This window comes from Rhizobium sp. WSM4643 (assembly GCF_025152745.1).
Taxonomy (GTDB): domain Bacteria; phylum Pseudomonadota; class Alphaproteobacteria; order Rhizobiales; family Rhizobiaceae; genus Rhizobium; species Rhizobium leguminosarum_I.
This window is the reverse complement of the sequence record NZ_CP104040.1, coordinates 851087-873136: the sequence shown is the minus strand read 5'-3', so window position 1 is coordinate 873136 and position 22050 is coordinate 851087. Positions and strand designations below refer to the sequence as shown.

The window sequence follows — 22050 nt, the reverse complement described above, 5'->3', positions numbered from 1 at the left end:
GTTGCTTGACACCCGGAATATGTATGGTTCACTGGCAGTCCGATAGACGGCGATTTTAGACAGACAGTCTCACTGGTGGAACGGATATGGATCTTCTCGCGCTTGCCGATTTCAATCTTGTTGCCCGCCATGGCGGCTTCGGCAAAGCCGCACGGGCGACGGGCCGGCCGAAGGCGACATTGTCGCGCCGCGTCGCCGAGCTGGAAAGCGATCTCGCTCTACGGCTGTTTGAACGGGGCGGGCGTAACCTGAAGCTGACCGAAGAAGGGCGGGCGCTGTTCGAGCGGACGGCGGCGCTGCTCGCCGAACTGGACGAGACGGCTGTAGCGATTGCCTCAGGCGGTCAGAAACCCAAGGGGAGATTGCGGATCAGCGCACCTCTACATTTTTCCCAGACCGCGATGGGAAGGATCGCCGCCGGCTTTGCCCTCCAATATCCGGAGGTGAGGCTCGAGGTGACGAGTGAGGACCGGTCCGTCGATATGATCGAGGAAGGCTACGATCTGGTCATCCGGGTCAATCCCGATCCCGACGAGAGCCTGGTCGGACGGGCGTTTCTGCATGATCGGCTGGTTGTGGTGGCAAGCCCCGATCTTCCCCGCCCGACCGGCGGACGCGCCGCTCCCGGGGTCGCGCGCGGGGCATCCGAAGCGCACACATGGCAGGTGAAGACATCAGGCGGCCGGTCGACGATCAAAATCGAGCCGGTCCTCACCTTGTCAACGCTGATCACGATCCGGGATGCGGTGCGCGCCGGCGTCGGCGCAGGCCGTCTTCCGATTTCGTTGGTGAGCCACGACCTGGCTGACGGCACTCTGGTCAATTGGGGGGAGATTGACGCCCCCGAGGTCACCCTCTGGACGCTTTACCCCTCCCGGCGGCTGCTCAGCGCGCGCGTGTCGGCGTTCCTGGATTTTCTGAAACAGGCCTTCCCCAATGGAACGGCGGACGAACTAGCTGCCTATATCGGCAGATGATGACCGAACCCGCTTTCAGACGCAGGGAATCTGGCCCATAACCGACGAGATCGACATCCAGAGGAGAGCAGCGTGTTTCGTTACCTACTTGGCGCAATATTGGCGTCCGTGCCGCTCGCTGCCGCCAACGCAGAACCGCCAAATTTTTGCAGAACCAGTTTCAAACCTAACGAACCGATCGAGTCGCGTTTCATGGGAATCGACTACGCGCTGATCATGCATGTGCTTGCGGAGAGATATTGCGGGGCGGAACCGAAGCCGATGCGCCCGCGATTTTTACAATATGTCGAGAAACAAGGTTGTGGTCCTGGAACAGAGATCTATTCCGAGCTCGAGGCGGCGATTGCAAAGACGGAGGGGGCGAGCCTAAAGCTTCTCGCTCAGGATGGAGACCCTGGTCTGGCGCTCTCCGAACCGCAGGTGCAGGAGTGGGCGTCGTCCGCGACGCAAGAGCTTGGAGGATGCGACGCGTTGAAAGCCGCGCATGATGCCGAGCTTCAGCAGTAGGCTTGATCAACCTGCGCCGATAACCGGGAGATGCTCCGGAGGGTGTGCGCCAGGTGCTTCCGGGCGATCGAGGCCCGCAAGCCGGATGCCGGCGACGCACGGGCCGACGGCAAGACCCCTGCTTTGATGCACAACGCCGCTGAGACATTCCAGCCGGATGGAGTGCTCTATCGGCTTGCCCTCTGAACACTTGCTGCACCGGCCTCTCGCGACCCCGCCGTCGACGAAAGCTTTCCTGCATAATTCCTCGAATCAAAGTCTATTTTAGGGTAAAATCGATCAGTTTACCTAGAGGGCTGAAACGCCCTTGCGCGCCGACTTCGACGCGCGGTGCAGTAGAAGGAAAGATGAGCCAATGAAAAGGTTAGCAATCGTTGCCCTGTCGCTGGTGACGGCGCTGACGAGCGTCCCGCCGGCCATGGCGTTTCCCACCGTTGCCATGCCGAAGATCGAAGGCGCAGAGGCGCAGCCGGTCCAGTACCGACATCACGGCGGCGGCTACGGCCATGGAGGCTACTACGGGCATGGAGGCTACTACGGGCATGGACACCACGGTAGTAACAACGGCTGGGCCTGGGGACTCGGTGGGCTCGCGGCCGGCGCAATCATCGGCGGAATGCTGGCACAGCCGTATTATGGTCAGGGCTATTACGGTGGGGCCTACTACAATCAGGGCTACTACGATCAAGGCTATTACGGCCAGGGCTACTACGGATCGCCCTATTACGGTCCGCCGCGCTACTACGGGTCGACCCTTTACCGTCCGCGCTACTACGCGCCACGCTATTACGCGCCGCGCTATTACAGCCAGGTCTATAGTGGCGGCAACGGACATGTAAGCTGGTGCTATGCGCGCTACCGGTCTTACAGGGCTTACGACAACACCTTCCAGCCCTATTACGGTCCGCGGCGTGCGTGCATCTCGCCCTACTGATGATTGCGGGCGTGCTTGGTGACCACCCGGCGCTTTTTCCGAAGCGCCGGTATCGGATTCTTCGCCTTTCCCAAGTGGGATTTGACCGCTGAAGTGTGTGCGAAACTCAGCAGCCTGGCGGTCTTCTGCGTCTGAAGCCGGTGACCACGGCGTGGGTTTGGATCGGGTTTAGATGAGCGAGTCCACGGCGCCGCCGTCGACTCTCGGCGCTGCACCGGTCGTGACAGACCACCAAGCATCGTCGCAAAAGCGCCGGACACTTTTTCGCGCCCTGCTATGTAGCTCCTCGCACTTCTGGAGGAAGCCCTCGCACAAGGCCGGTCAGTGGCCTAACCTGCATCTCGTCGTCGCCATCGTTCTACCGGCCATTGGTTCCGCCCAAGCTGTCCTTGCGATTTATGAAAGTTTCGGCTTCATCCACCACGCGTTCCTTGACGGCATCATGAGTATCGGACGCAACGTCCACAGCCTTTTGATAGACCTCCGACGCCACCTCTTTACCCTGCGCGGCGACGTCCTGCGCCTGATCGCTGAGGGTGTCTTTGGCGCTGTCTGCGGCTTCCCCGATCCATTCATCCTCAGTGTCAGTGTGCGGCAGCGCCGCGCCGATCGCCGCTCCGACCGCGAAAGCCAGGGCTCCGCCAACCAGCGGCTGGTCGCGGAAATGGGTGAGGATCGCCTCGTTGAGTTTGGTCGTTTGCTCCTGAAGACTGGTCGCCGCCGAAGAGGATCGGCTCGATAGCGAGCTTGCCGCGCCAGACGCACGAGCGGTGAGGTCGCTCGCGGCGTTTTTCGCCTGCTCCCATTTCTCCGCCGCCCAGCCGGTTGCCGCGTCGAGCATTGCACCAGTCTCGTCGGCGATCTGATTGATCTGTTTTCCGCTGGCGTCGGCGAAGCCGCGATAGGTCTTGCCTGCCTCGTCGATGAAATGGCCGGCACGCCCCCCTGTTTCGTCGGTCAAGGCTTTCAGCCTCTTGCCGGATTCGTCGGCAAAGTGGCTGTAACGCGCTCCGTTTTCCATGGCCGGCGGACCGATCCTGCGGACCCGGCCGGTCGCCGGATAGAGCGGGTATTCGGCATCCTCCTCCCTCCAGGTCGCCATATCGCCTGAGGACGGGCTGCCTTTTGCCATGAGCCAGGCGAGGCTCACGCCCATCAGGGCTACCGGCAGAGGGTTCGCCTTGAGGGCGTGGCCAAGATTGCTGACATACTCTCCGCCGCCGCTTGCCTTGGTGTAGGCAATCACCTCGTCGACCAACTGGCCCGGCGACATCCGTTCCTGGATAGCGTCAATCCGGTCCCCGATGCGGCGGCGGTCCTGGTCGATCTCCCGCTGAAGCTCGGCCGATGTTTTCTCCATTGAGTTTTCCATCAGATTTTGTCCTTCACAACATTAACGTCGCGGCGAAGCGAGGTTGCAGTTCGATCCAGTGCCATGTTGTTGCCGCGAAGCGCGGAGAGGCCCCGGGAGACCATTGCCCATGCGATGCCGGCAATGACGATGCCGACGATCAACGAGGCGAGTGCACCGGCGGTGGTTTCGGTAAAACCCTTTGTCACGAGGAAGGCGGCGAGACCGCCGACAAGGGCACTCAGCAGGACGCCGACCGCCCCGATTGCCAGGACCAAACCAAACAGGAGAATCTCCACGCCGTTGAGCGCCTGCGAAAGTTTTTCCGAAGCCTCCGTCTTGGCAAGATCGATTTCCTTGCGGAGCAGGCCCGTGACATCACCAACGAGGCCACTGACGAGTTCGGAGAGAGGTATGTTCTCTGAAGATTTAGCCATTGTTCTTGCCTCCGGTCGTTGCGGTGCCGGGGCGAAGGCCAATCGATGGTTCGCGCGGCGCGGCAGCTGTTTGCCTTTTCGCGGACGCTGTCAGGAACCGGCTTGCGGCCAGGCCTGCAAGTGCGGCGATGCCGAGAAAGGCGAGCGGTTGTTTGCGCCCGAAATCCTCGGTCATGGTGGCGATCTCGCCGATGTCCTTGCCTTCCATCCGCCGAGCGACGGTCTGCACGCTCCGGCCGATTTGCTTGGCGAATCGTCCGACTTCCGCCTGACCGGAGTTTTGCATTTCGGCGCCAGCCTTCTCGAGCGCCATTGCAACTCCGCCGATCTGGCGAGCGGCAAAGTTGGTGCGTTCAGACATGACCTCCTTGGCTTTCTCGACTGCGGTGTCGGCGCCTTCCCTGATCGTTTCCCTGGCGGCGGAAACATCCTCGCTCACCTTCGCTTCCAGATCGGAAATGGACGTGCGCGTTCCCGGCGAGAAGCCGGAACCTGGGGATGAGGACGGGGTCTGCGCGGACGCGCTCCGCCCTGCCGAATCTGTAAAATCGTTTTGCATTTCGAACCTCCCAATTCGTGCCGGCAACTGCCGCAGCCCCGAACCATGGATGGCCCGCTTTGTTCCCCGGACGCGCCTGAAACGTTCCTCTTCGGCCCATGATGACATGATGGGGCTCAAAACTGCGATTGTGATGTTCTTAATCTTTGGCAGGCGTGACGATAGACGCCGCGATGTAACGCTCTTCCCTGTCGCCATCGTTGAAGTAGTAGACGGCGAGCAGGGATCCATCGCCGCGTTGTACGAGTTTGGGATAACCGAGATCAGCCGTGCCGCCGTCGCTCCGGATGACCGTCTCGGCGCCCCATGTCCGGCCATCATCGAAACTCATGCGCATCCTGATACCAAATGGCAGATCACGGTGGCCGTAAACGAGCACCAGAACGCCTTCGATCCGCCCGAGCGCCGGCGGGTTGCCATTGCTGCCGGTGTTTTCGACGATGCAGCCTTCCTGCGTCCAGGTCCTCCCTTGGTCACGGGAGGTGAAGGCCTCTATCCAACCCTTGCCACCGCCTCTGCCCATGCAGCGCGTCAGCGTCAGAATGGCGCCTCCGGACAGAGCCGTCGACGCCGGCATGATCGAATAGCCCTCAGGTTCCGGGCCGACAAAACCTTGAAGGATGAAGCTGCGCCCTCCGTCCACGGTGCGCGCGCAGAACACTCTGCCTTCCGTACCGTCGTCTTTGGACGTGCTGAGCATGAAGAGTGCATCGTTCCTGCCGAGAGGAACGATATCGGTGCGTGCCGAGATCGGAAGGTGCAAACCGGTGAAACGAAACGGACCCTGCCATGTCAGGCACCGATCCCGGCTGATATAGAACCAGCTGACAGCATTGCCCTCTACATCGGTTCTGGCGCACATGACGATCGTCTCGGAGTCGAGAAAGTTTATGGGATCGTCAATCGAGCAGAGGTCTTCACGGACCGACAGACGGGGACGGACCTTGAGCTCGGCGTTCAGATGCTCGTCGGCCGAAAGCGAGAGCCCACCCGGCACGTGGCCGCAGAACGGCTCGTCTATCCATGTCAGTCCGCCGTCGAGGCTGCGTGCCTGCCAGGGTACGAAGGGGTAATTGCGGTCCAATTCGTGCAACTCGCCCTTCGCCCCGAGTTTGCCGCGCGCGAAGACGACGACCATTTCGTCGCCCCACGACCAGAGACCATAATTTGCCGGCCAGCCTGCGAACTCGCCGCGTCTGCGATAGATTTCAAGATTGCGGAACTGCGTCTCCATGGAGGCTTCCAGACGGTCGGTCAGAGCGTTTCGACTGGAAGTGCCCGCACAAGCAATTCTTCCTGGGCGAGCAACTGTTCGAGTTTGCGCCGGTATTGGCGCCACCAGGCCCGATCGAGACTGTTCACCATCACTTCGATGACGATGACCGTATCTTCTTCAGTGCCCTCGCCATGGGACCAAAAGCCCTTTGCCGGGGAATTGAGGTATGAAGTCGCCCCGCCATGGCGCTCCGTCATCTCGCGCTGAATCATCGCGATAATGTCTTCGATGTCGATCGCCGCTTGCGGCGCTGCCGGAATAAACAACTGTATCAGATGCATGTGGAATTCTCCTCGTCCCGCAAACTTCGGAGGCCCGACGAGGTTCCGGCCCAGCTCGAAATCTGGCGCCTTGCCATAGGGTGGCAGCTCCCCTCGCCGCCGAATTGACGGATATCCGGTCGGAGGACGAGGAAGTGGCGACGGGCGGTCGTTCTCTCGTTAACGGTGTGCACCGGACCGCCGCGGCAATTCATGCAAGGTCCACGAGGCGATGTCACCTATCTGCGGCGTGCCTTCGACGAACGCATCTGGGCAGCCGTCCGCGTTCTGCGAGCAGTTGGCGACCATTTTGCGATGCCTCGATTACCGTCGTCTCCGATGCCCTTGCGGCGCGGACGAAGAGCTGACCCAAGCAATCGGTGAGTTCCGCCCCTTCGTGAAACCCGGCAGACTTGATCGCGCGCGCCCTGTGAAGGCGCATGCACGACCAGAGCATGATGCCGAAACGTGTGAGCGGTTCTCTGATAACATCATGCTCCAGCTGTCTAATTCAGAACAGGATTCAGATTTGAGGCCGGCCCGGCCTCAAATCATCCTGCTTCAGCGAAAACCGCCGCTGGCAACCAGTCGCTCGCCGGTCAGCCAGCGGGCATCGTCTGAAGCGAGGAAGACGGCAATGTCGGCGATATCGTCCGGCTGGCCGATGCGGCCGAGCGGCGTCTGGGCAACCATGGTCTGCTGCAAATCCGAGCCGATGACGCCAGCCGAGTGGGCGCCCTCAGTCTCGACCATGCCCGGCAGAATGGCGTTGACGCGGATCTTGCGCGGGCCAAGCTCCTTGGCAAGCACGCTGTTGATGCCCTCCACGGCTCCTTTGGTGCCGGTGTAGACGGCCGAGGCCGGCAGCCCCAGGCTGGTGACCACCGAGGAGATGTTGATGACGCTGCCGCCCTCGCCGAGATGTTTGGCCGCCGCCTGGGTGGTCAGGAGAACGCCGAGAACATTGACGTCGAACATGCGGCGATAGTGCTCCTCGGTCACATCGCCGATCGGGGCGAATTCATAGACGCCGGAGTTGTTGACCAGCACGTCGAGCTTGCCGAATTCCTTGATCGCGGCATCGACCAGTCCCTGCGCCTCACCGGCCTTTGAAACATCGCCCTGCACCGCGATGGCCTTGCCGCCGGCCGCGCCGATCGCCTCAACCACGGCGTCTGCTCCCGCCTTGCTCGAAGCATAGTTGACCACCACTTGCGCACCCTCTGCTGCGAGTGCCTTGGCAATCGCAGCGCCAATGCCTTTGGAGGCGCCCGTTACGACAGCGACCTTTCCTGTGAGCTTAGCCATTTCTCGTTCCTTCAGATCTGGATAGCCGCCGGGATTGGCAGGCTTGTTCCATAGTTCGGAAATTCGGAACTATTGATCTCGATGTCAAGGGACGCTATATAAAATTCATGAGACCGCTCTTTCACCCAGACCTGGAGGACATCAAGCCCGAAGCGATCCTCTATGCGCTGTCGGATCCGGAGCGCGTTGCCATTTACGCGAAGCTTGCCGGCGCCGCCGGTGGCGGAACCTGTTCTGCGCTTGCCGATCTCGGCGACCGCATCATTCCCAAATCGTCGCTGTCCAACCATTTCAAAGTGCTGCGCGAGTCCGGGCTGATCCTGAGCGAGCGCCAGGGTGTGGAGATGCGCAACCAAACGCGCTGCGCCGAGCTGGATGAGCGCTTCCCGGGCCTGATCAAGGCCATTCTGACGGCTTACGGCCAACTTCCCGGGGAGCCGAAGACGGACTAGTGCCTGGCCAAGCGTCGCGTCAACCGCAGCTGAATTGCAGCCCTAGGCGCGGCTCCATGGCGGTTCCTGCTGGAACGAACCTTACCTCCTCGCCCCGCCCTCGACCGTTTGTCGCCACCAACCCGAACCTGCCAAGGTATTTGAGGCCGGCATAATATCTTGACGCGGGTGGCGAGGATGGAATTGCCCCGCTCGCTTCATTCGCTTGTACGTATTCGAAGAGGCGGGGTGCGCCAGGATCGAGTTCCTCGTCAGCGGCATCCGACCCAAAGAATGACAGTCGTTCGGCAAAGGACGTACGTTTTGGAATGTTGCCTTTGTGACAAGTCGTCCAGTAAGCCCCTTGTTCCGGCTGGAATAAATGCAGCCCGTAGCCTGTTCCGAAATAGTAGGTCTTTCCGTCATCGCTGACGTAGGCAACCATCCCGGAATTATATGGCTTTTTCCAAATCTCGGTCCACGCGCTTGATTGCGATGGCCAGATCGCGCCGAACTTTTTAAGGGCAAATCGCTCTTCCATGCCCAAGCCCCATGCGATGTTGTAGGTCAACTGGTAGCCGGCAGGCTCAAGCCGAATTGTAGTCGACCGCGCCATCGCCATATGCCAGACCGCGTAAGCGACACAAACTGCCCCGATCATCGCCAAAACGCGGCGCATCCTGCCCCCTGGAGTTCGTCATCCTTGCAATCTTTAGCTGCAGTCTCGCGTTTCTGGAAACGCTAATCTCCGCCATGACGCTCGATCGATTGGGCGAGATCGAGCCAATGCGGGCGATTGTCCCACCAGTGAACATGATCGGGCGCAGGAAACGCTGGATCGGCGAATGTGCCGCCGGCGATGACAACGGTGCCGGGGAGGTATGTTCCGGACTTCGAGAAGCCGCCGTCACCGCAGACCCGGCAAAAGGCTTTCATCACATCAGGCGTCGTCTCGCCTTGCGGAAACCAGACGGAATAGTCTCCGGAAACGACCCGCACATGTTCCTCCCGGAACCACACATTATGTGCCAGTGCGCTGCCGGATGCACGCTGGCAGCGCGTGCAGGTGCATGTGTGATTGTGGACCGGTTCACCATCGACCTCCAGGGACAGGGCGCCGCAGCTGCATTTGGCATGAAAGACGGGCATTTGGCTCATTCCATGTTGATCAGGCTTCGTCGATCTTACGGTGCCGGAATCGACAGGGTCTATCAAAAATTCAGCATGGCAGCTCGCGGTCATAGAGGTCATTGTGGCCTCAGACCGAAAGCGGCCTGCTTTGACGCGGCGATCCGTGCGCCGGCACGAGCCGTGAAAGCGCCGGGCCTAAGATTCGCGTTGCGATGCGGCCCGCGTCACAGCCGCGTCCTCCATGACGTAGGTCGCATATCGATGGTCGCGGATCAGTGTTATCTTTTGGTCCCTCCATTCGAGCAGCATGAAGTAGGCAGGAGCAGCGGACGGCGCAGCCGAGACCAGCAATATTTCCCTGCCCTCCAGACAAGCCGGTTCGATCCAAACCCGCGGATAATCTGCATAATAGGAAAAGAATCGGCCAACATCCGCCGCACCGGAGACCTGCGGCCGTCGTGCCTGACGAAGCCGAACATCCTCGGCAAGCAGCCTGCGCAGGGCCGTCCAATCCCGCGCGTTGAAGAGCGCTGCGAAATTCAGAACCTCGGCGCTTGGGGGCAGCGGAACTTCGGACTCCCTCTCGGTGATGGATCGCAATCCTGCCCGACCACGTGAGAGATGGGCTTTGACAGCATCGATACTCAGGCCCAACAGCGCGGCGATGTCTGCGATGGGCTCTCCCAGCACATCCTTGAGGATCACCGCGCTACGCTGCGGCACCGGCAATTTGGCATAGTGAGCCAAGGCGATCCGCACCGTGTCCTGCCTTATCAGCGCATCCTCCGGATCAACAGCACTGGCATCCGCCAGATCAAAGGCCGTCTCCAGCGGCTCTGACGGATGGGTACTTCGCTGGCGCAGCGTATCGATGGCGCGATTGTGAACAATGCGAAACAGCCATGGTCGCAGCGGCGTGCCGGACGAGATCGAGCCGACCATCGCGAACGCATTGACCAACGCGTCCTGAATCACGTCCTCGCCGTCGATCACCGAGCCGACCAACCGGGCGGCATAGCGATGCAGTTCCGGGCGAACTGCATCCGCCTCCTTGGCCAGCGCCACGTAGAGTGTGCTCTTCGCTTCTGCTTCGAGGGCAGCTTCATCCATCATTGATGACCGTCACGCCCGTATCTCCACGCACGGCGTAGATCATAGCCTCTTCCAGCGCCGTCTCGCCGATCAGTTCGGCTACCGTATCGCCAAAGCCGCGCGGTGTCATGTCCGGCCAGGCAGCTGCCTGTTCTGCGAATGTCCGGCCCGCCGCCGCAGCATAACCGGAGATTCCGGCGTTGCCCACGCCGGTTCCTGCGAACATCTGCCGGGGAACGATGACCCGGAAACGCAGGCCCAGGCCGAGCTGGGTCGACAAGCCCTCGGCATATTTTGCAATGAACCACTGCGCCCGTTTTGCTCCTGCATAGCCTCCCGATAGCGGCGAGCCTTGCACCGCGGCTCCGCTGGAAACGAGAACGACCAGCCCGCCCGGCGCCATCGGCAACGTCAGAGCGGCCTGGACCCAATGCAGGGCGGCCTTCACATCGACGTTCCAGTTGGTCGTGAACGCCTCCCAGCCAATACGGTCGATACGGTCCATGGGCGGTTCCGCGCCGGCGTTCATGATGACGACATCGGGTCGTGTCTCCGACATGATCCTCTTTGCCGCGTCGGCGCTGGTCGCATCGGCAGCCACAGTCGTGACGGCCAGTTGCTCTCCCACCGCTTGCAAAATCGTCGAGTCGCGCGCCACGACGGTCACATTAGCTGCGCGCGCTACAAAGGCCCCGACCATTCCGAAGCCCAAACCGCGGCTACCACCGACGACAACGATCCGTTTTCCATCCAAATCCATGTTCTTTTCCTCATTCGATCCGACCGCGCAAAGGCAGTCGTAACAAGGACGTTCGAATGAGCTGAAAAGAGTCATTATTTTCGCGCTTGGGCGTGGATAATGAAAAGCTTGACCCGGCGCGACCCAACTCAGACGGATTTCCATCTGTGCCGGCTGCAGTTGCAAATGTGAAATCCCAATTCCTCAACCATGCGGACGTTCGGCAGGCCGGCAGGTGCCTAACTTTGGCAGCGACTAATCTTGCTTCAGAAAGTACTGGATGGCGGGGTCGTTTCGGCACCTGGCTAACGGCAGCTGCTGAACTGAATAGATGCGGGTAATGGCTTCTTGATCAGCATCGACGTTCATGCATGCGCACGCGTAGCCGTGGATTGCGAACGTGTACACGTATTCACCTGCCGTCAGGTCCGGAATTTTATCGACGCCTTCAGCCCGGCTTCCGTCGCCTCCCAAAAACATGATCTGCCAGCCTCCCTTGGCATCGTACAGCTCCCACTTTCCCGTGGCCGGATTAGAAAGCCAACCGCAACGCCGTTCAGCCTGTGCAGCCGAAGCTGTACCCAACGCGAGAATGATAACTGATGTCAGAAGTTTCACAGACACTCCGGAGTCGCAAACTGTTAGCCTTGAAGCGGAAGGACAGCATCACAGGTTTCGATTGTGGATAAAAGTGTCGCTTCCACAAGCGTCGATCTGACATTACCGCGATCCGCCCTTCGACAGCAATGCCAACTACAATATCCTGTTTCGATCAACCTGGACCAGGTGCTTGCAGACGACACGAATGGTCGCAAGGATCCAGTTGCCCGTTCCACCGACGACTGAGCTGGCCCAGGCTTTGTCGATGATCGGCGAGATCGAAATCGCTGGCCTTGGCTTAATTCTTGATCACATTGATGTTGACGGTGACGTCCTTGATGGTCCCCTCGCCGTAGGACACCTCACCTTATACATGTCACGTCCAGAATAGCCGCTCCTGGAAGTATAGTATTCCGACACGCCGGGAGATTTTCTGGAATTGCATTTATTGCGGATGTCATCCTTGTAATTGGAAGGGACGCCTTCATCGATGCCTATCGAGCCGTCCGGCCGATCAGGCCTGACGACTTCGAAGCCGCCCACCGCTTCGTGATCGTCCGCCACATCTGGCTGATGGGCGAATACGCCAGCCGGGCACAGGAATGGGGAAGCGAGGCTGTCGGCTGGATTGCCCGGGAAGCAAATTTCCTCAAGACGTGGGAGACCGAGCGATGTGTCGACCGGCTGCTCTGAATTCAGGTGTGCTCGGCAGCCGGAGGATCGGCGGTGCGTCGGCGCAGTCGGCGATCGCTTCGACCTTCGCCCACCCTTGGGGCAGGGTAAAGGAACGCCCGAGAAGGTCGATATAGGGGAACTTGTCAGGGACATCAGCACTTAGGGGCCACCGGCCCCGTTGGCCCTAAGCGGACTTTTTTCGTTATCGAAGGATAAGGTTGTTTTGCGCCTTCTCCTCGCCGTTCTCGGGCAAAGTGGGTCGTCCCAAAACCGGCCATCTATTCCAGATACGGCGTCAGCACATCTTCGATCCACTTCATGAATGCGCGGACTCGGCGCGACAGATTGCTCCGATGTGCTACGATGAGGGATACGGGGAGCGCCCGGCGACGAAAATCGGGCATGATCTCCACAAGCGCTCCGCTCTTAAAGTATTGGCCAATCCCCCAGAGTGGCGCCTGAATCAAGCCAAGGCCGGCGAGGGCAGCGGCGTCGTAAGTCTGCGCACTGTTGACGTGCAGCGCACCTGGCAACGGAAGCGTCGCGTAGCTGTCGCCGTCCGGATATTCCCATCCGGAGTATCCCCTCGATTTGAGGCCCGGAAGCCCGGGCCTCATCCTCTGATTTCAACTACGCCGGGTGCGCCGTTACATCTTGCTCATGCCCTTCTCGGCGTTTTCCATATGCGTCACACAAGTTTTGATCTTGTGCGCCTTCATGGCATCCTTCGCCATGGCCACCTGTTTGGTGGCGGCTGTTTTCTTCGTCTGATCGGCCATTGCATCCACCTTGGTCTGCAAGGCCGTTATGGAAGCGTCGTCACATTTCGCCATAGATGCGGCATAGGCGGGCATAGTGCCCGCAGCCGCAAATATGGCCGCGATCAAAATCGATCTCAGCATGTGCATTTCCTCCGAAAGGGCATAATCGCCCCACCCGCAAACGCTCTGGTGGGGAGTGGGTTCCGACCTGCGACAATTAGACCGTGCTGGAGTACTGCGCTGCGTGCGAACGATGGTTCGGGCGGCGACAAGTCTAATCTGCCGAGCAATCGAGTCTAGAAGTCAAATGGTCCCAGAAGGGGTGCCGTAAGAGCAGACCATCAGGCCTGCACCTGCGAGCGCAGCCAGTCCTGAAGCTTGTCCACGGCTTCGGACTTCCGATATCGCGGCTTCACCAGGTAGACGTGCGACTGCGCTCTGAGGGCGCCGGCGAAGACTTGCCTCAGCCTGCCCGCCTCGATGTCGGTCGAGACGAAGGCGCGCGTTGCCACGGCGATGCCCTGTCCGGCGATGGCAGCTTCGATCGCGTGCGATGTCTGTGAGAAGCTGATGCCCCGAAACAGCGTGGGATCACCGCCGCCGAGGAAACGATCGATATATTCGGGCCAGGAATTATGGGCATCGTGAAGGAGCGTGTAGTTCGAGAGTTCTTGCGCGTTGTTGGGCTCGGCCCCCTCGGCGACGAGGCTCGGATTGCAGATGGCAATGATCTCCTGCTCGAACAGCAGTTCGGCGGCGAGGCCTGGGCCGAAGGGAGGGCTGCCATAGCGGACGGCGAGATCGACGCCGTCCACCTGGAAGCTGGAAATGCGGTCCGTCGCCAGGATGTGGAGATCGAGATCGGGATGCCTCGAGGTGAAGTCCGGAAGACGCGGGATCAGCCATCTCGAGGCGAAGGTCGGTGTGGTGCTGACCACCAGTTTGACCGGCTGAGGCTTCAGGTTCGCCGTCGCGTTTGCGAGCAGTTCGAAGGCACGCCTGACGTCGGCGACGTAGCTTCGCCCCTCGCCCGTCAGCGCCAATGACTTCGGCAGGCGCTCGAACAATGTCACCCCGAGCTCCGCCTCAAGCCCGCGCACATGCTGGGCGACGGCTCCCTGGGTGACGCCGAGCTCTTCGGCCGCGAGCCGGAAGTTCAGATGGCGCGCTGCCACGTCGAAGGCCTTGAGGCCGTTAAGAGAGGGAAGATTGCCGATCAGCATGGACATTCGATAGTTTTTCTACTGGGACATTTCAGGAAAACTGGTTCGTTCCCGCTTGTGACCCATGATATCCCAGGGATCAATGCCCGGCAATGGGTGCAAACCGAGTAGGGAGAGCGACGATGGCAGTAGAAAAGGTAGCGATCATTACGGCCGGCGGCAGCGGCATGGGTGCGGAAGCCGCGAGGCGGCTGGCGGCCGATGGCTTCAAGATCGCCATCCTGTCCTCGTCGGGCAAGGGCGAGGCGCTTGCGAAAGAACTGGGCGGCATCGGCGTAACCGGCTCGAACCAGTCCAACGACGACCTCAAGCGCCTGGTCGACGCATGCATGGAAAAGTGGGGTCGGATCGACGCTCTCGTCAACAGCGCCGGTCACGGTCCGCGTGCGCCGATCACCGAGGTCACCGACGAACAGTGGCATACCGGCCTCGACGTCTATCTGATGAACGTCATCCGCTCGGTTCGGCTGGTCACGCCGGTCATGCAGGCGCAGAAGTCGGGCGCAATCGTCAATATCTCCACCGCCTGGGTGTCCGAACCGTCCGCGATGTTCCCGACCTCGGCCGTCTTCCGCGCCGGGCTCGCCGCCTACGCCAAGATTTACGCCGATACCTATGCTGGCGACGGCATTCGCATCAACAACGTGCTGCCGGGCTGGATCGACAGCCTGCCGCCGACGGAGGAGCGCCGCGACAGCGTGCCGATGAAGCGCTACGGCACCAGCGCCGAAGTGGCCGCAACGATTTCCTTCCTCATTTCCGAGGGAGCGGGCTATATCACCGGCCAGAGCCTCAGGATCGACGGCGGCCTTACCCGGTCCGTCTGACAGGACCTCTACGCCCAAGGAAAACAGCGATGTGCTTCAACTGGAACGTCAAGGCCGGTGAGATAAAGCACGCGGAGGCGACAGAGTGACCCTCGCCGAGGTCGATGCATCGGCCTGGGCCGAGCTCGAAGGGGCCGCCGCCGACCCGCAGTCGGCCTTCCGCTACCTGAACCTCTGTTCGGTCGACGCCGGCGGCCGGCCGCAAGCCCGCATGGTGGTGCTGAGGCGCGTCGATGCGGCGCGGCGCATCCTGGAAATCCATACGGATGTCAGAAGCCCTAAATGGCTGGAAATATCGGCCAATCCTCGGGTCACCATCCTCGGCTTCGGCCCGCAGCCGAAAGTGCAGCTTCGCCTTCAAGGATCGGCCGAACTCAACGGACCGCCGAGCGAACGCGCGGCCGAGGCCTGGAGCCTGCTGCCGCTGTCGACGCGCAGCACCTATATGGGCGGGCCGCCGGGCGACGACATCGGCGAGCGGCCAGCAAGCGAGGCGGCGGTCGCAGACGCCGATGGACAGGCCTTCTTCGGAGTGCTGATATTCCGGGCCGAGACGCTGGACTGGGTCCAGCTGCGCCACGCCGACAACCGACGCGCAGTCTTTGCCTACGATCATCTCGGCGCGCTGACCTCCTCCGGCTGGGTCAACCCCTGAACGCCGGACGACGTCGAAGCGCCATCGCTTTGTGATCGTCCGCCACATCCGGCTGATGGGCGAATACGCGGGGCACAGGAATGGGGAAGCCAGACTGTCGGTTGGATTGCCAGGCTGGCGATTTTCCTCAAGACGTGGGAGACCGAGCAATGTGTCGACCACCTTTTTTAAAGCAACGCGCGGCTTAGCCGCTCAGCCTTCAAGCCGAACATGATGCTCCAGCCATGCGACAGCGAAGCTGCAGATCGCGGCCGCATCGACCAGCACCGATCCTGCGTCTCCGACTAGGCCCTGCGCACCCTGCCCGCTGGTGAGAAACGCGCCCACGATCCCGCCGAAATAATCGTCGTCAAGGCCCGGCACGACCGGGTCGCTTGTGTCGAATTCTTCCAGCATCCGCCACACCACGCCGGCCGATGTGGCAAAGGGCGCCTCGTAGCGGCGGAGGCGCTTGTTCGGAATTCGCGCCAGGTGTTCTGCATGGTGGAGCAGGGTCATGGTGTCGAGCGGAGCTCCGGCCATCAGAACCTTGCCGCCTGCCGCCACCAGCCTGCCGAGCGGCGATGTCTCTCCATAGCCGTAATCGAGCGGGTGGTCGGCGGTGAGCCAATCCGCGCGCGCGCCGATCGCCGCGACCGAGGCGCCCGGATTGCCGCTGCGTCTTGCCACTGATGTCGTTCGAATGAATTCGGCGAGCAGGCCGTTATCGCGGGCAGCGCGGGAAACAGCCGGATCGAACGGCGCGATATGGGCGCGCCATTCCGGCGGGACGCGGCCATTTTCATCCAGCAAAGCATCATAGTCACCGTTCCAGTCGGTATAGGCAACGATGGTGCCGGCGGGGCCCACGGCATCGCGAAGCGCTTCGATCAGTACATCAGGCCCGTTGAGCAGCCGCCCCACCCGCTTCATCGCGGCGTGGACCATGACCATGTCGCCGGCGCGAATGCCGAGACTGTCGAGATCCCTGGCCAGCGAGAGGCGAGTGTGAATGCGCGGAACGATCATCGGCAGATGATCATAGGGGTCGCGTGCGAGAGTCAAGCGATCGCGACCCTGCCCTGATACTCACCTTCAGCCGACGACCGCGGTGCAACTGCGTTCGGCCTCGTTGCGGCAGGCGCTACGCACATCTTATTCTGGTGGTCCCGGGTCGCATATAGTCGCGGGGCGTGTGTCACGCTGATTTCACGCGATTTCGATGGTGGATTTTACTAGATTTCTTCACGGCTTCGCCGGCACGATTTGGTGGGACGCATGTCTTCTGGATCGCGTTTCGGACAGCGCCGGCCGCCGAAATGGCAAAGAGTTTTCGTGCCGATCAAGTATTGTCCTCGAGGGTGGGCGGCGGTCGGTCATTTTCATTGGTCATGCTGCAGTGCAGGAGGCAGCTGAAGATGCAATTTCTGGTCCATTCAAAGACGATCGCCGAACTTGAATATGATAGCGAGACCTGCGTCTTGCGGGTGCTCTACAAAGACGGACGAGTGAGCTCTGTTCCCGATGTCGCTCCCACGCTGGTGATGAAGATCGTCGCGCGGGTTCCCGTCGAGAAATCTCCTTATCTGATGCAGACCGCGATCTGAGACCTCTGCGAAAAGTCACGACCGTCGGAAAGGACGGGTAGCGCCGTTCTGATCCGCAATGAGCCGCCGGCCTGTTTGGAGCTCGCCATCGCCCGCTTCTGCGGGCATCATGCTTTAGTAAAGTGTCCTTCGGTAGGCTTGTTCCAGGTCTTCGTCCATCTTTCGCATTTCATCCGCGTCCCTCGGCGCCCCTGTCGTCTCATCCAGAATGATCTTCATGAGCGAGGGCATCTCGGTGCGGTCCTGGAAATGATCCGGGCTCCACAAGCGGGACCGTCTGAACGCCTTGGCGCAATGCATGAAAACTTCGCTTACCGTCACGATGATTGCGAGTTTCGGGAGACGATCAGCGACGCTCATGCCAGTCAAAAGTTGAGGATCATTGGTCAGACTTGCCCGCCCGTTGACGCGCAATGTGTCGTCGAAACCGGGGACAAGAAACAACAGCCCGACGTTCGGGTTGGCGATGATGTTGCTTAAGGTATCAAGACGATTGTTGCCGGGTCGATCCGGGATCGCCAGGGTGTGCTCGTCAAGAACCTTGACGAACCCCGGCGGGTCGCCGCGAGGACTGACGTCGGCCTTTCCCTCCGAACTCTGCGTGCCGATGCAGAAGAAAGGTGAGCGCCGAATGAATTCCTGCGCGTGCTCGCCAAGCGAATTCTGACACTTCACGATTGCCAGGGCGTGGGTCGGCTCGAACAGCGCCCGAAGCGACTGCTCATCGGCGATGGCACATTCTGGATTGAGTTGTAAGGCCGTCATGCTCCCCTCCCGAAGTCCCTCTCATCGCATGGCCGAACTGCAGGTCTGGAATTCAGGCCTCGCAACGCTCGTCTCCGCCCGCAAGCCATGGATATGATGTACGTACCTCAGAAGGTATACATCAGTTGAGATGCAGGATCAATGCGGGATTGAATCGCCGTATTGCAAGGCAAGCCGCGCTGATAGGGGCGGAACAGGCGGAGAATATGAGGTTCGGCCAGCGGCGTGACGTCCGACGTCTGGAACACTTCTTCCATCTTTCGGTCGACGACGACATTCCGGTACCGGCGATCGCCCAGGGCCGACGCTTCGTGCTTCGTGAAGGTATCGTCCTTTCGGGTGAGAAGCGGAACCGCCGAACTCTCAGGCGATTTGAGAGCCGGTCGCCCGGCTGGTTTTCACCCCGAAAACCGCTGTCTCCTGTTAAGCCGGGCGGCCGCCACGGCTTGCAGGTTGACGGTGCTCTTGATCGATGTTGCGGATCCTCCAATTCAAAGAGGACGGCATCTCACCTGCTTCACCGATGCTTGCAGCGCCCGCGCCCGGCTTGCAAATCGATCATGGCTCGAGGCTATTTCTAAGAATTTCCGCCAATATTCTTTTTCCGTTCAACTCGCTGACAGACTTCGGGCCTGTCTTATTCCAGGTGTCACATACCGCCGTGCCCGCGTCCCTCCCACCCTTCCAGCTACTGCAGAACGTGTTGCCAGAAATGCGCCACATGCCATCAATTGAGATTACATCTCCGGAATCGAGTTTAACCTGACCATGTGCGGTGCCGTCCTTGAGTACAGAAAGCTCGCCACTATAACCCTCTTTTGGGCCGCCCAGCGCAATCACTTTGCCGTCTGAAAGCAGGGCCTGAAGCTCCTTTCCTATCATCGCGGTAGCAGCAATAGCTTGGGTTCCGAGAAACACCATAGATAGTCCAGTCAGTATAGTTCTGTGCATTTGCCGATTTCTCCCACCGCCGTCAAGCACAGTCTCCGTCCGCCATATATGAACTACAAGTCATCTCTTATAATTAGCTATAGTTTGATAGTTTTCAGCAGATATCTTGGAAAGATTAGTCATAAATTGCAGTTTTATTGAAAATTTATGATTTGTTGGGCGCCGGATTAGCTGCATCGCGCCTTAGGATGGCAACGATGTATGGGAAAAGCTGCGACTTTTCCGAGGTCAGGTCCGCCTGATGGGGACCCCAATGAGCCGTTCATATTCGTGCTCTGGGACACCATAGGAGCCGCCGGCCAAGTCCTCCAGCTTGGGCCGGTCCAAAATCCGGATATTCCCCCGCGTCGCCTTGATCGCGTGCACGCCCTCGAGGATGTGGATTTCATTGGTGACGCCTGCACGTCGTACGCCGAGCATAAGCGAGAGGAACTCGTGGGTAAGAGGCAGATCTCTGTCGCGCAGCCGGTCGTGGCACATCAACAGCCATCGGGCCAGCCGCCCGGGCATGGTGTAACGGGCATTGGCAAGGGCGGAATGGGCCAGCTGCAACTCGCAGCAATGCACATATTTGAGCAGCAGGTCGTTGGCCGACGGAACCCGTTGCGCCATGGAAAGAAGTGCGGATACCGGCACCGAAATTCCGTGCCCCTCGACCTGCATGAAGGTCCTGTTTGGCGTTTGATCGACCTTCAGGAACACATGGGCTCCTGCCATGCCCTCATATCCGACATGCCCGACTTCGACGGACTCGTCATCGGAGTTGGTGGCAACAATTGATGCCAAGCCGCTCTCAAGGAAGTAGGCGGTCTCACTTGGCACATCAGGCGCGACCAGTTCGAACTGCACCGGAAGCTCGCGCGGCTGCATCGTCGCCTGCAGCAGATCGAATGCTTCAGGCGCAAGTGCTCTGAGAAGAAGGTTTTGGATGTTTGACTGCGAAAAGTCGGACATGGCCCAGCCTCCGGCGGGATTGAGCCCGATCTCCTGTCGACGTACGGCGAAGCGCCGGCAATGTTTCGCTTATGTGCCAGACCATCTTCACAGGCCAAGAGGCGCCGGTCTTCTGTGCGGTTTTGACATTGCTACAATGCGCCGGATTCTTGCGTAGCAAGGTAGACCTGGTCCACGATCTGGACGGCGGCCGTGAAGGAAAGAACCATGACCGTGACCCCCTGCTCATCGGTGACGTTCATCAGCCATGCCGAGACGTCGGCCTTCTTCAACAGAGCGCCCCTCAGCCGCTCGGCTATGGTCTCAACAGCTTCGCTGCGGGCGCTTTGGAGGTCCGGGTGCTCTGAGCCCACCGTATCCTGAATGGAGATGCCGTCATGAACGTTGAAAAAGTAGCGAGCCACATCTGTTGCTCCTGTACAGGCAAGAGCAACTAATATCTCCCAGCCATCCGCGCCTGGGTCGATGGCGGATGATGGTCAATTATCGCATGTAATTACGTTTTAAAGTAGGCCCGTAATCCCGAAGTGCTTGCGCGGCGAGGCGGAGCGTTCATCGGCCCGCGCCGGAACCTTTTTTGCTTCCATGCGTTTGGCGGGCGGATCTGAAGGTCTTTCCCCTAGCCTTCATTGAACCCCTTTCCATGTACGCTCACTAGCCCCGCGTCCAGCGCGGGGCTTTTTTGACAGCCTGGCTGAACCGGGGGCGCGGGTATCCATTGCGCCTTGAATATCAGCGGTCGCGCAACCGGGTCCCTTTCTCCGCCCGCGCCGCGACGCAGCATTTTACCGATTCCACACGATGGCACAGCGCAGCAATTGCATTTTTTCATTTTGGGTGGCCGGCCCCTCTTGAACCGCTAATAGCCTGAATTAAATGATTTATGCTGGTAGCCCAATTGGGACCGGCAAAGTCCAGGAGACGCCGGTAGCTCTTGGCGTCTCCTTGTATCCATGTTGCTTCAAAGGAGGATATGGCTATGAGGACAAACCTCGATTTCTCTCCCCTGTTCCGGTCGAGCATCGGCTTTGACCGCATGTTAGGTGCGCTTCAAGCCGGCATCGACACCATCGACAACTGGCCGCCCTACGACATCCTCAAGACGAGCGAGGATGAATACCGCATCGAAATGGCGGTGGCGGGATTCTCCCAGAATGAACTGACGATGACGCAGGAGCAGAACCTGCTCGTGGTTGCGGGCAAGAAGGCGGATAGCGATGACGACGTGCAATATCTTCATCGCAGCGTCGCTCAGCGAAGCTTCCAGCGCCGGTTCGAACTTGCCGACTATGTCAAGGTCGAAAGGGCTGAACTTGTCGACGGACTGTTGATCATCGATCTGAAGCGCGAGATCCCTGAAGAAATGAAGCCGCGCCAGATCGAAATCGGAACCGGCCAGGCCCTTCCGAAGTTCGAGCCCAAGCAGATCGAAGCTGAGACGCAAGCAGCGTAAGCCTCGAAAGGCGCATCGGCGCCGGGCACACCCGGCGCCGATGTGAATGCTTCGCTGCCAATCCAAGAGAAAGGAGAAAAGACATGAGTGTTCGTGATCTCATTCCCTGGAGCGGGAACAACGGCCATCAGGCTCCCAGCCTGTTGCGTGATGATGATCGTGATCCGTTCCTGTCCCTGCATCGCGAGGTGAACCGATTGTTCGACGAGGCATTCCGCGGCTTCGGTTCCAACTTCCCGTCGTTGACTGGCCCCAGAGCCTTTGGTGGCGGATGGCCGAGCGTCGAGATCTCCGACAACGAGAAGGAGATCAAGGTGACGGCCGAGGTGCCTGGCCTTGAGGAAAAGGACATAGAAGTCCTGCTCAATGACGGCGTGCTCACGCTGAAAGGCGAAAAGCAGTCCGAGACGGAGGACAAGGATCGCCAGTTCTCCGAGCGCTACTACGGTCGCTTCGAGCGTCGCATTCCGCTCGGTGCCGAGGTCAAGGAAGACGCTATCGACGCCCGCTTCAAAAACGGTGTGTTGACAGTGACCTTGCCGAAGAGTGAGCAGGCGCAGTCGCAAGTCAAGCGGATCGCCATCAAGAGCTAACCAAT

At 60.0% G+C, this 22050-nt stretch carries 29 protein-coding genes and 4 pseudogenes; 12 read left to right on the top strand and 21 right to left on the bottom strand.

All coding sequences use genetic code 11. The annotated features are described in order from the left end of the window. The first annotated feature begins 86 nt into the window (after positions 1–86). The 4 genes and pseudogenes from N1937_RS04440 (at position 87) to N1937_RS04425 (ending at position 2418) form a co-directional block, all read left to right on the top strand. The gene (locus N1937_RS04440; protein WP_260057574.1) at positions 87–977 is read left to right on the top strand and encodes a LysR family transcriptional regulator; all 891 of its coding nucleotides are present in this window, start codon (positions 87–89) and stop codon (positions 975–977) included. 72 nt (positions 978–1049) lie between these two features. Next, positions 1050–1484 (top strand): hypothetical protein, encoded by a 435-nt coding sequence (locus N1937_RS04435; protein ID WP_260057572.1) that lies wholly within the window; start codon positions 1050–1052, stop codon positions 1482–1484. Positions 1485–1510: 26 nt separating this feature from the next. Further along, positions 1511–1695 (top strand): annotated as a pseudogene (locus N1937_RS04430) (kinase); the annotation flags it as partial. A gap of 144 nt (positions 1696–1839) precedes the next feature. After that, positions 1840–2418 carry a BA14K family protein gene (locus N1937_RS04425; RefSeq protein WP_260057570.1) on the top strand — a complete coding sequence of 193 codons (579 nt, stop codon included), beginning with the start codon at positions 1840–1842 and terminating at the stop codon, positions 2416–2418. A gap of 358 nt (positions 2419–2776) precedes the next feature. Here N1937_RS04425 and N1937_RS04420 read toward each other — a convergent pair whose 3' ends face one another. From N1937_RS04420 to N1937_RS04395, 6 genes are all read right to left on the bottom strand, one after another. Then, positions 2777–3790: a DUF3618 domain-containing protein gene (locus N1937_RS04420; RefSeq protein WP_170261900.1), complete on the bottom strand. Its 1014-nt coding sequence runs from the start codon at positions 3788–3790 to the stop codon at positions 2777–2779. Further along, positions 3790–4206 (bottom strand): phage holin family protein, encoded by a 417-nt coding sequence (locus N1937_RS04415; protein WP_170278680.1) that lies wholly within the window; start codon positions 4204–4206, stop codon positions 3790–3792. The genes N1937_RS04420 and N1937_RS04415 overlap by 1 nt, the downstream gene beginning before the upstream one ends. Continuing rightward, a complete protein-coding gene (locus tag N1937_RS04410) occupies positions 4199–4765 on the bottom strand; it encodes a nutrient deprivation-induced protein (RefSeq protein ID WP_260057569.1) in 567 nt (188 codons plus the stop codon). Before N1937_RS04410 ends, N1937_RS04415 begins: the two co-directional genes overlap by 8 nt. Before the next feature lie 139 nt (positions 4766–4904). Continuing rightward, the gene (locus N1937_RS04405) at positions 4905–5999 is read right to left on the bottom strand and encodes a sialidase family protein (RefSeq protein WP_222295523.1); all 1095 of its coding nucleotides are present in this window, start codon (positions 5997–5999) and stop codon (positions 4905–4907) included. 20 nt (positions 6000–6019) lie between these two features. Further along, the gene (locus N1937_RS04400; RefSeq protein WP_017963329.1) at positions 6020–6322 is read right to left on the bottom strand and encodes a hypothetical protein; all 303 of its coding nucleotides are present in this window, start codon (positions 6320–6322) and stop codon (positions 6020–6022) included. Between the two features lie 540 nt (positions 6323–6862). Further along, positions 6863–7609 carry a glucose 1-dehydrogenase gene (locus tag N1937_RS04395; protein WP_170281635.1) on the bottom strand — a complete coding sequence of 249 codons (747 nt, stop codon included), beginning with the start codon at positions 7607–7609 and terminating at the stop codon, positions 6863–6865. A gap of 107 nt (positions 7610–7716) precedes the next feature. Here N1937_RS04395 and N1937_RS04390 point away from each other — a divergent pair, with 107 nt between their 5' ends. Beyond that, positions 7717–8061 carry an ArsR/SmtB family transcription factor gene (locus tag N1937_RS04390; protein ID WP_017963327.1) on the top strand — a complete coding sequence of 115 codons (345 nt, stop codon included), beginning with the start codon at positions 7717–7719 and terminating at the stop codon, positions 8059–8061. A gap of 19 nt (positions 8062–8080) precedes the next feature. On the opposite strand, the gene N1937_RS04385 is transcribed toward N1937_RS04390, so the two are convergent. From N1937_RS04385 to N1937_RS04360, 6 genes and pseudogenes are all read right to left on the bottom strand, one after another. After that, positions 8081–8719 carry a hypothetical protein gene (locus N1937_RS04385; protein ID WP_170281591.1) on the bottom strand — a complete coding sequence of 213 codons (639 nt, stop codon included), beginning with the start codon at positions 8717–8719 and terminating at the stop codon, positions 8081–8083. Positions 8720–8781: 62 nt separating this feature from the next. Then, positions 8782–9189, bottom strand: coding sequence for a GFA family protein (locus N1937_RS04380; protein ID WP_260057560.1), 408 nt, complete (start codon positions 9187–9189; stop codon positions 8782–8784). Between the two features lie 177 nt (positions 9190–9366). Continuing rightward, entirely contained in the window at positions 9367–10284 is a 918-nt protein-coding gene (locus N1937_RS04375; protein ID WP_260057559.1) for an RNA polymerase sigma factor, read from the bottom strand. Further along, positions 10274–11023 (bottom strand): SDR family NAD(P)-dependent oxidoreductase, encoded by a 750-nt coding sequence (locus N1937_RS04370; RefSeq protein ID WP_162119639.1) that lies wholly within the window; start codon positions 11021–11023, stop codon positions 10274–10276. The genes N1937_RS04375 and N1937_RS04370 overlap by 11 nt, the downstream gene beginning before the upstream one ends. A 234-nt stretch (positions 11024–11257) precedes the next feature. Further along, positions 11258–11620 (bottom strand): DUF4087 domain-containing protein, encoded by a 363-nt coding sequence (locus N1937_RS04365; RefSeq protein ID WP_170281632.1) that lies wholly within the window; start codon positions 11618–11620, stop codon positions 11258–11260. Positions 11621–11900: 280 nt separating this feature from the next. Beyond that, positions 11901–12082 (bottom strand): annotated as a pseudogene (locus tag N1937_RS04360) (hypothetical protein); the annotation flags it as partial. On the opposite strand from N1937_RS04360, the pseudogene N1937_RS04355 reads away from it, so the two are divergent. Further along, positions 12080–12295: pseudogene (locus N1937_RS04355) on the top strand (kinase); the annotation flags it as partial. The pseudogenes N1937_RS04360 and N1937_RS04355 sit on opposite strands and share 3 nt — an antisense overlap. Before the next feature lie 260 nt (positions 12296–12555). On the opposite strand, the gene N1937_RS04350 reads toward N1937_RS04355, so the two are convergent. The 3 genes from N1937_RS04350 to N1937_RS04340 form a co-directional block, all read right to left on the bottom strand. Further along, positions 12556–12894, bottom strand: a complete 339-nt coding sequence (locus tag N1937_RS04350; RefSeq protein WP_260057558.1) for a LysR substrate-binding domain-containing protein — start codon at positions 12892–12894, stop codon at positions 12556–12558. 30 nt (positions 12895–12924) lie between these two features. Next, the gene (locus tag N1937_RS04345) at positions 12925–13185 is read right to left on the bottom strand and encodes a hypothetical protein (RefSeq protein ID WP_260057557.1); all 261 of its coding nucleotides are present in this window, start codon (positions 13183–13185) and stop codon (positions 12925–12927) included. Between the two features lie 194 nt (positions 13186–13379). Beyond that, on the bottom strand, positions 13380–14267 hold the full coding sequence (locus tag N1937_RS04340; protein ID WP_260057556.1) for a LysR substrate-binding domain-containing protein: 888 nt from the start codon (positions 14265–14267) through the stop codon (positions 13380–13382). A gap of 116 nt (positions 14268–14383) precedes the next feature. On the opposite strand from N1937_RS04340, the gene N1937_RS04335 reads away from it, so the two are divergent. The 3 genes and pseudogenes from N1937_RS04335 to N1937_RS31515 all read left to right on the top strand — a co-directional run. After that, entirely contained in the window at positions 14384–15088 is a 705-nt protein-coding gene (locus N1937_RS04335; RefSeq protein WP_260057555.1) for an SDR family oxidoreductase, read from the top strand. Between the two features lie 85 nt (positions 15089–15173). Beyond that, the gene (locus N1937_RS04330; protein ID WP_170281630.1) at positions 15174–15743 is read left to right on the top strand and encodes a pyridoxamine 5'-phosphate oxidase family protein; all 570 of its coding nucleotides are present in this window, start codon (positions 15174–15176) and stop codon (positions 15741–15743) included. After that, positions 15744–15914, top strand: a pseudogene (locus N1937_RS31515) (kinase); the annotation flags it as partial. Between the two features lie 21 nt (positions 15915–15935). Here N1937_RS31515 and aac(3) read toward each other — a convergent pair. Further along, positions 15936–16751, bottom strand: a complete 816-nt coding sequence (gene aac(3) / locus N1937_RS04325) for an aminoglycoside 3-N-acetyltransferase (protein WP_311202852.1) — start codon at positions 16749–16751, stop codon at positions 15936–15938. Between the two features lie 389 nt (positions 16752–17140). On the opposite strand from aac(3), the gene N1937_RS04320 reads away from it, so the two are divergent. Further along, positions 17141–17329 (top strand): hypothetical protein, encoded by a 189-nt coding sequence (locus tag N1937_RS04320; protein WP_017959409.1) that lies wholly within the window; start codon positions 17141–17143, stop codon positions 17327–17329. A 114-nt stretch (positions 17330–17443) separates the two neighbouring features. Here the strand turns inward: N1937_RS04320 and N1937_RS04315 are convergent, their stop codons facing one another. The 5 genes from N1937_RS04315 to N1937_RS04295 form a co-directional block, all read right to left on the bottom strand. Then, positions 17444–18094, bottom strand: coding sequence for a pyridoxamine 5'-phosphate oxidase family protein (locus N1937_RS04315; protein ID WP_170281629.1), 651 nt, complete (start codon positions 18092–18094; stop codon positions 17444–17446). 107 nt (positions 18095–18201) lie between these two features. Beyond that, the gene (locus N1937_RS04310; protein ID WP_157386315.1) at positions 18202–18351 is read right to left on the bottom strand and encodes a hypothetical protein; all 150 of its coding nucleotides are present in this window, start codon (positions 18349–18351) and stop codon (positions 18202–18204) included. Positions 18352–18652: 301 nt separating this feature from the next. Next, positions 18653–19045 carry a hypothetical protein gene (locus N1937_RS04305; protein ID WP_017963310.1) on the bottom strand — a complete coding sequence of 131 codons (393 nt, stop codon included), beginning with the start codon at positions 19043–19045 and terminating at the stop codon, positions 18653–18655. 228 nt (positions 19046–19273) lie between these two features. Next, the gene (locus tag N1937_RS04300; RefSeq protein ID WP_170261914.1) at positions 19274–19999 is read right to left on the bottom strand and encodes a Crp/Fnr family transcriptional regulator; all 726 of its coding nucleotides are present in this window, start codon (positions 19997–19999) and stop codon (positions 19274–19276) included. A gap of 131 nt (positions 20000–20130) precedes the next feature. Then, on the bottom strand, positions 20131–20403 hold the full coding sequence (locus N1937_RS04295; protein ID WP_017963308.1) for a DUF6894 family protein: 273 nt from the start codon (positions 20401–20403) through the stop codon (positions 20131–20133). Between the two features lie 575 nt (positions 20404–20978). Between N1937_RS04295 and N1937_RS04290 the strand changes: the two genes are divergently transcribed. After that, positions 20979–21452 carry an Hsp20 family protein gene (locus N1937_RS04290; protein WP_170278667.1) on the top strand — a complete coding sequence of 158 codons (474 nt, stop codon included), beginning with the start codon at positions 20979–20981 and terminating at the stop codon, positions 21450–21452. Positions 21453–21535: 83 nt separating this feature from the next. Further along, positions 21536–22045, top strand: coding sequence for an Hsp20/alpha crystallin family protein (locus N1937_RS04285; RefSeq protein WP_170281627.1), 510 nt, complete (start codon positions 21536–21538; stop codon positions 22043–22045). Positions 22046–22050 lie beyond the last annotated feature (5 nt).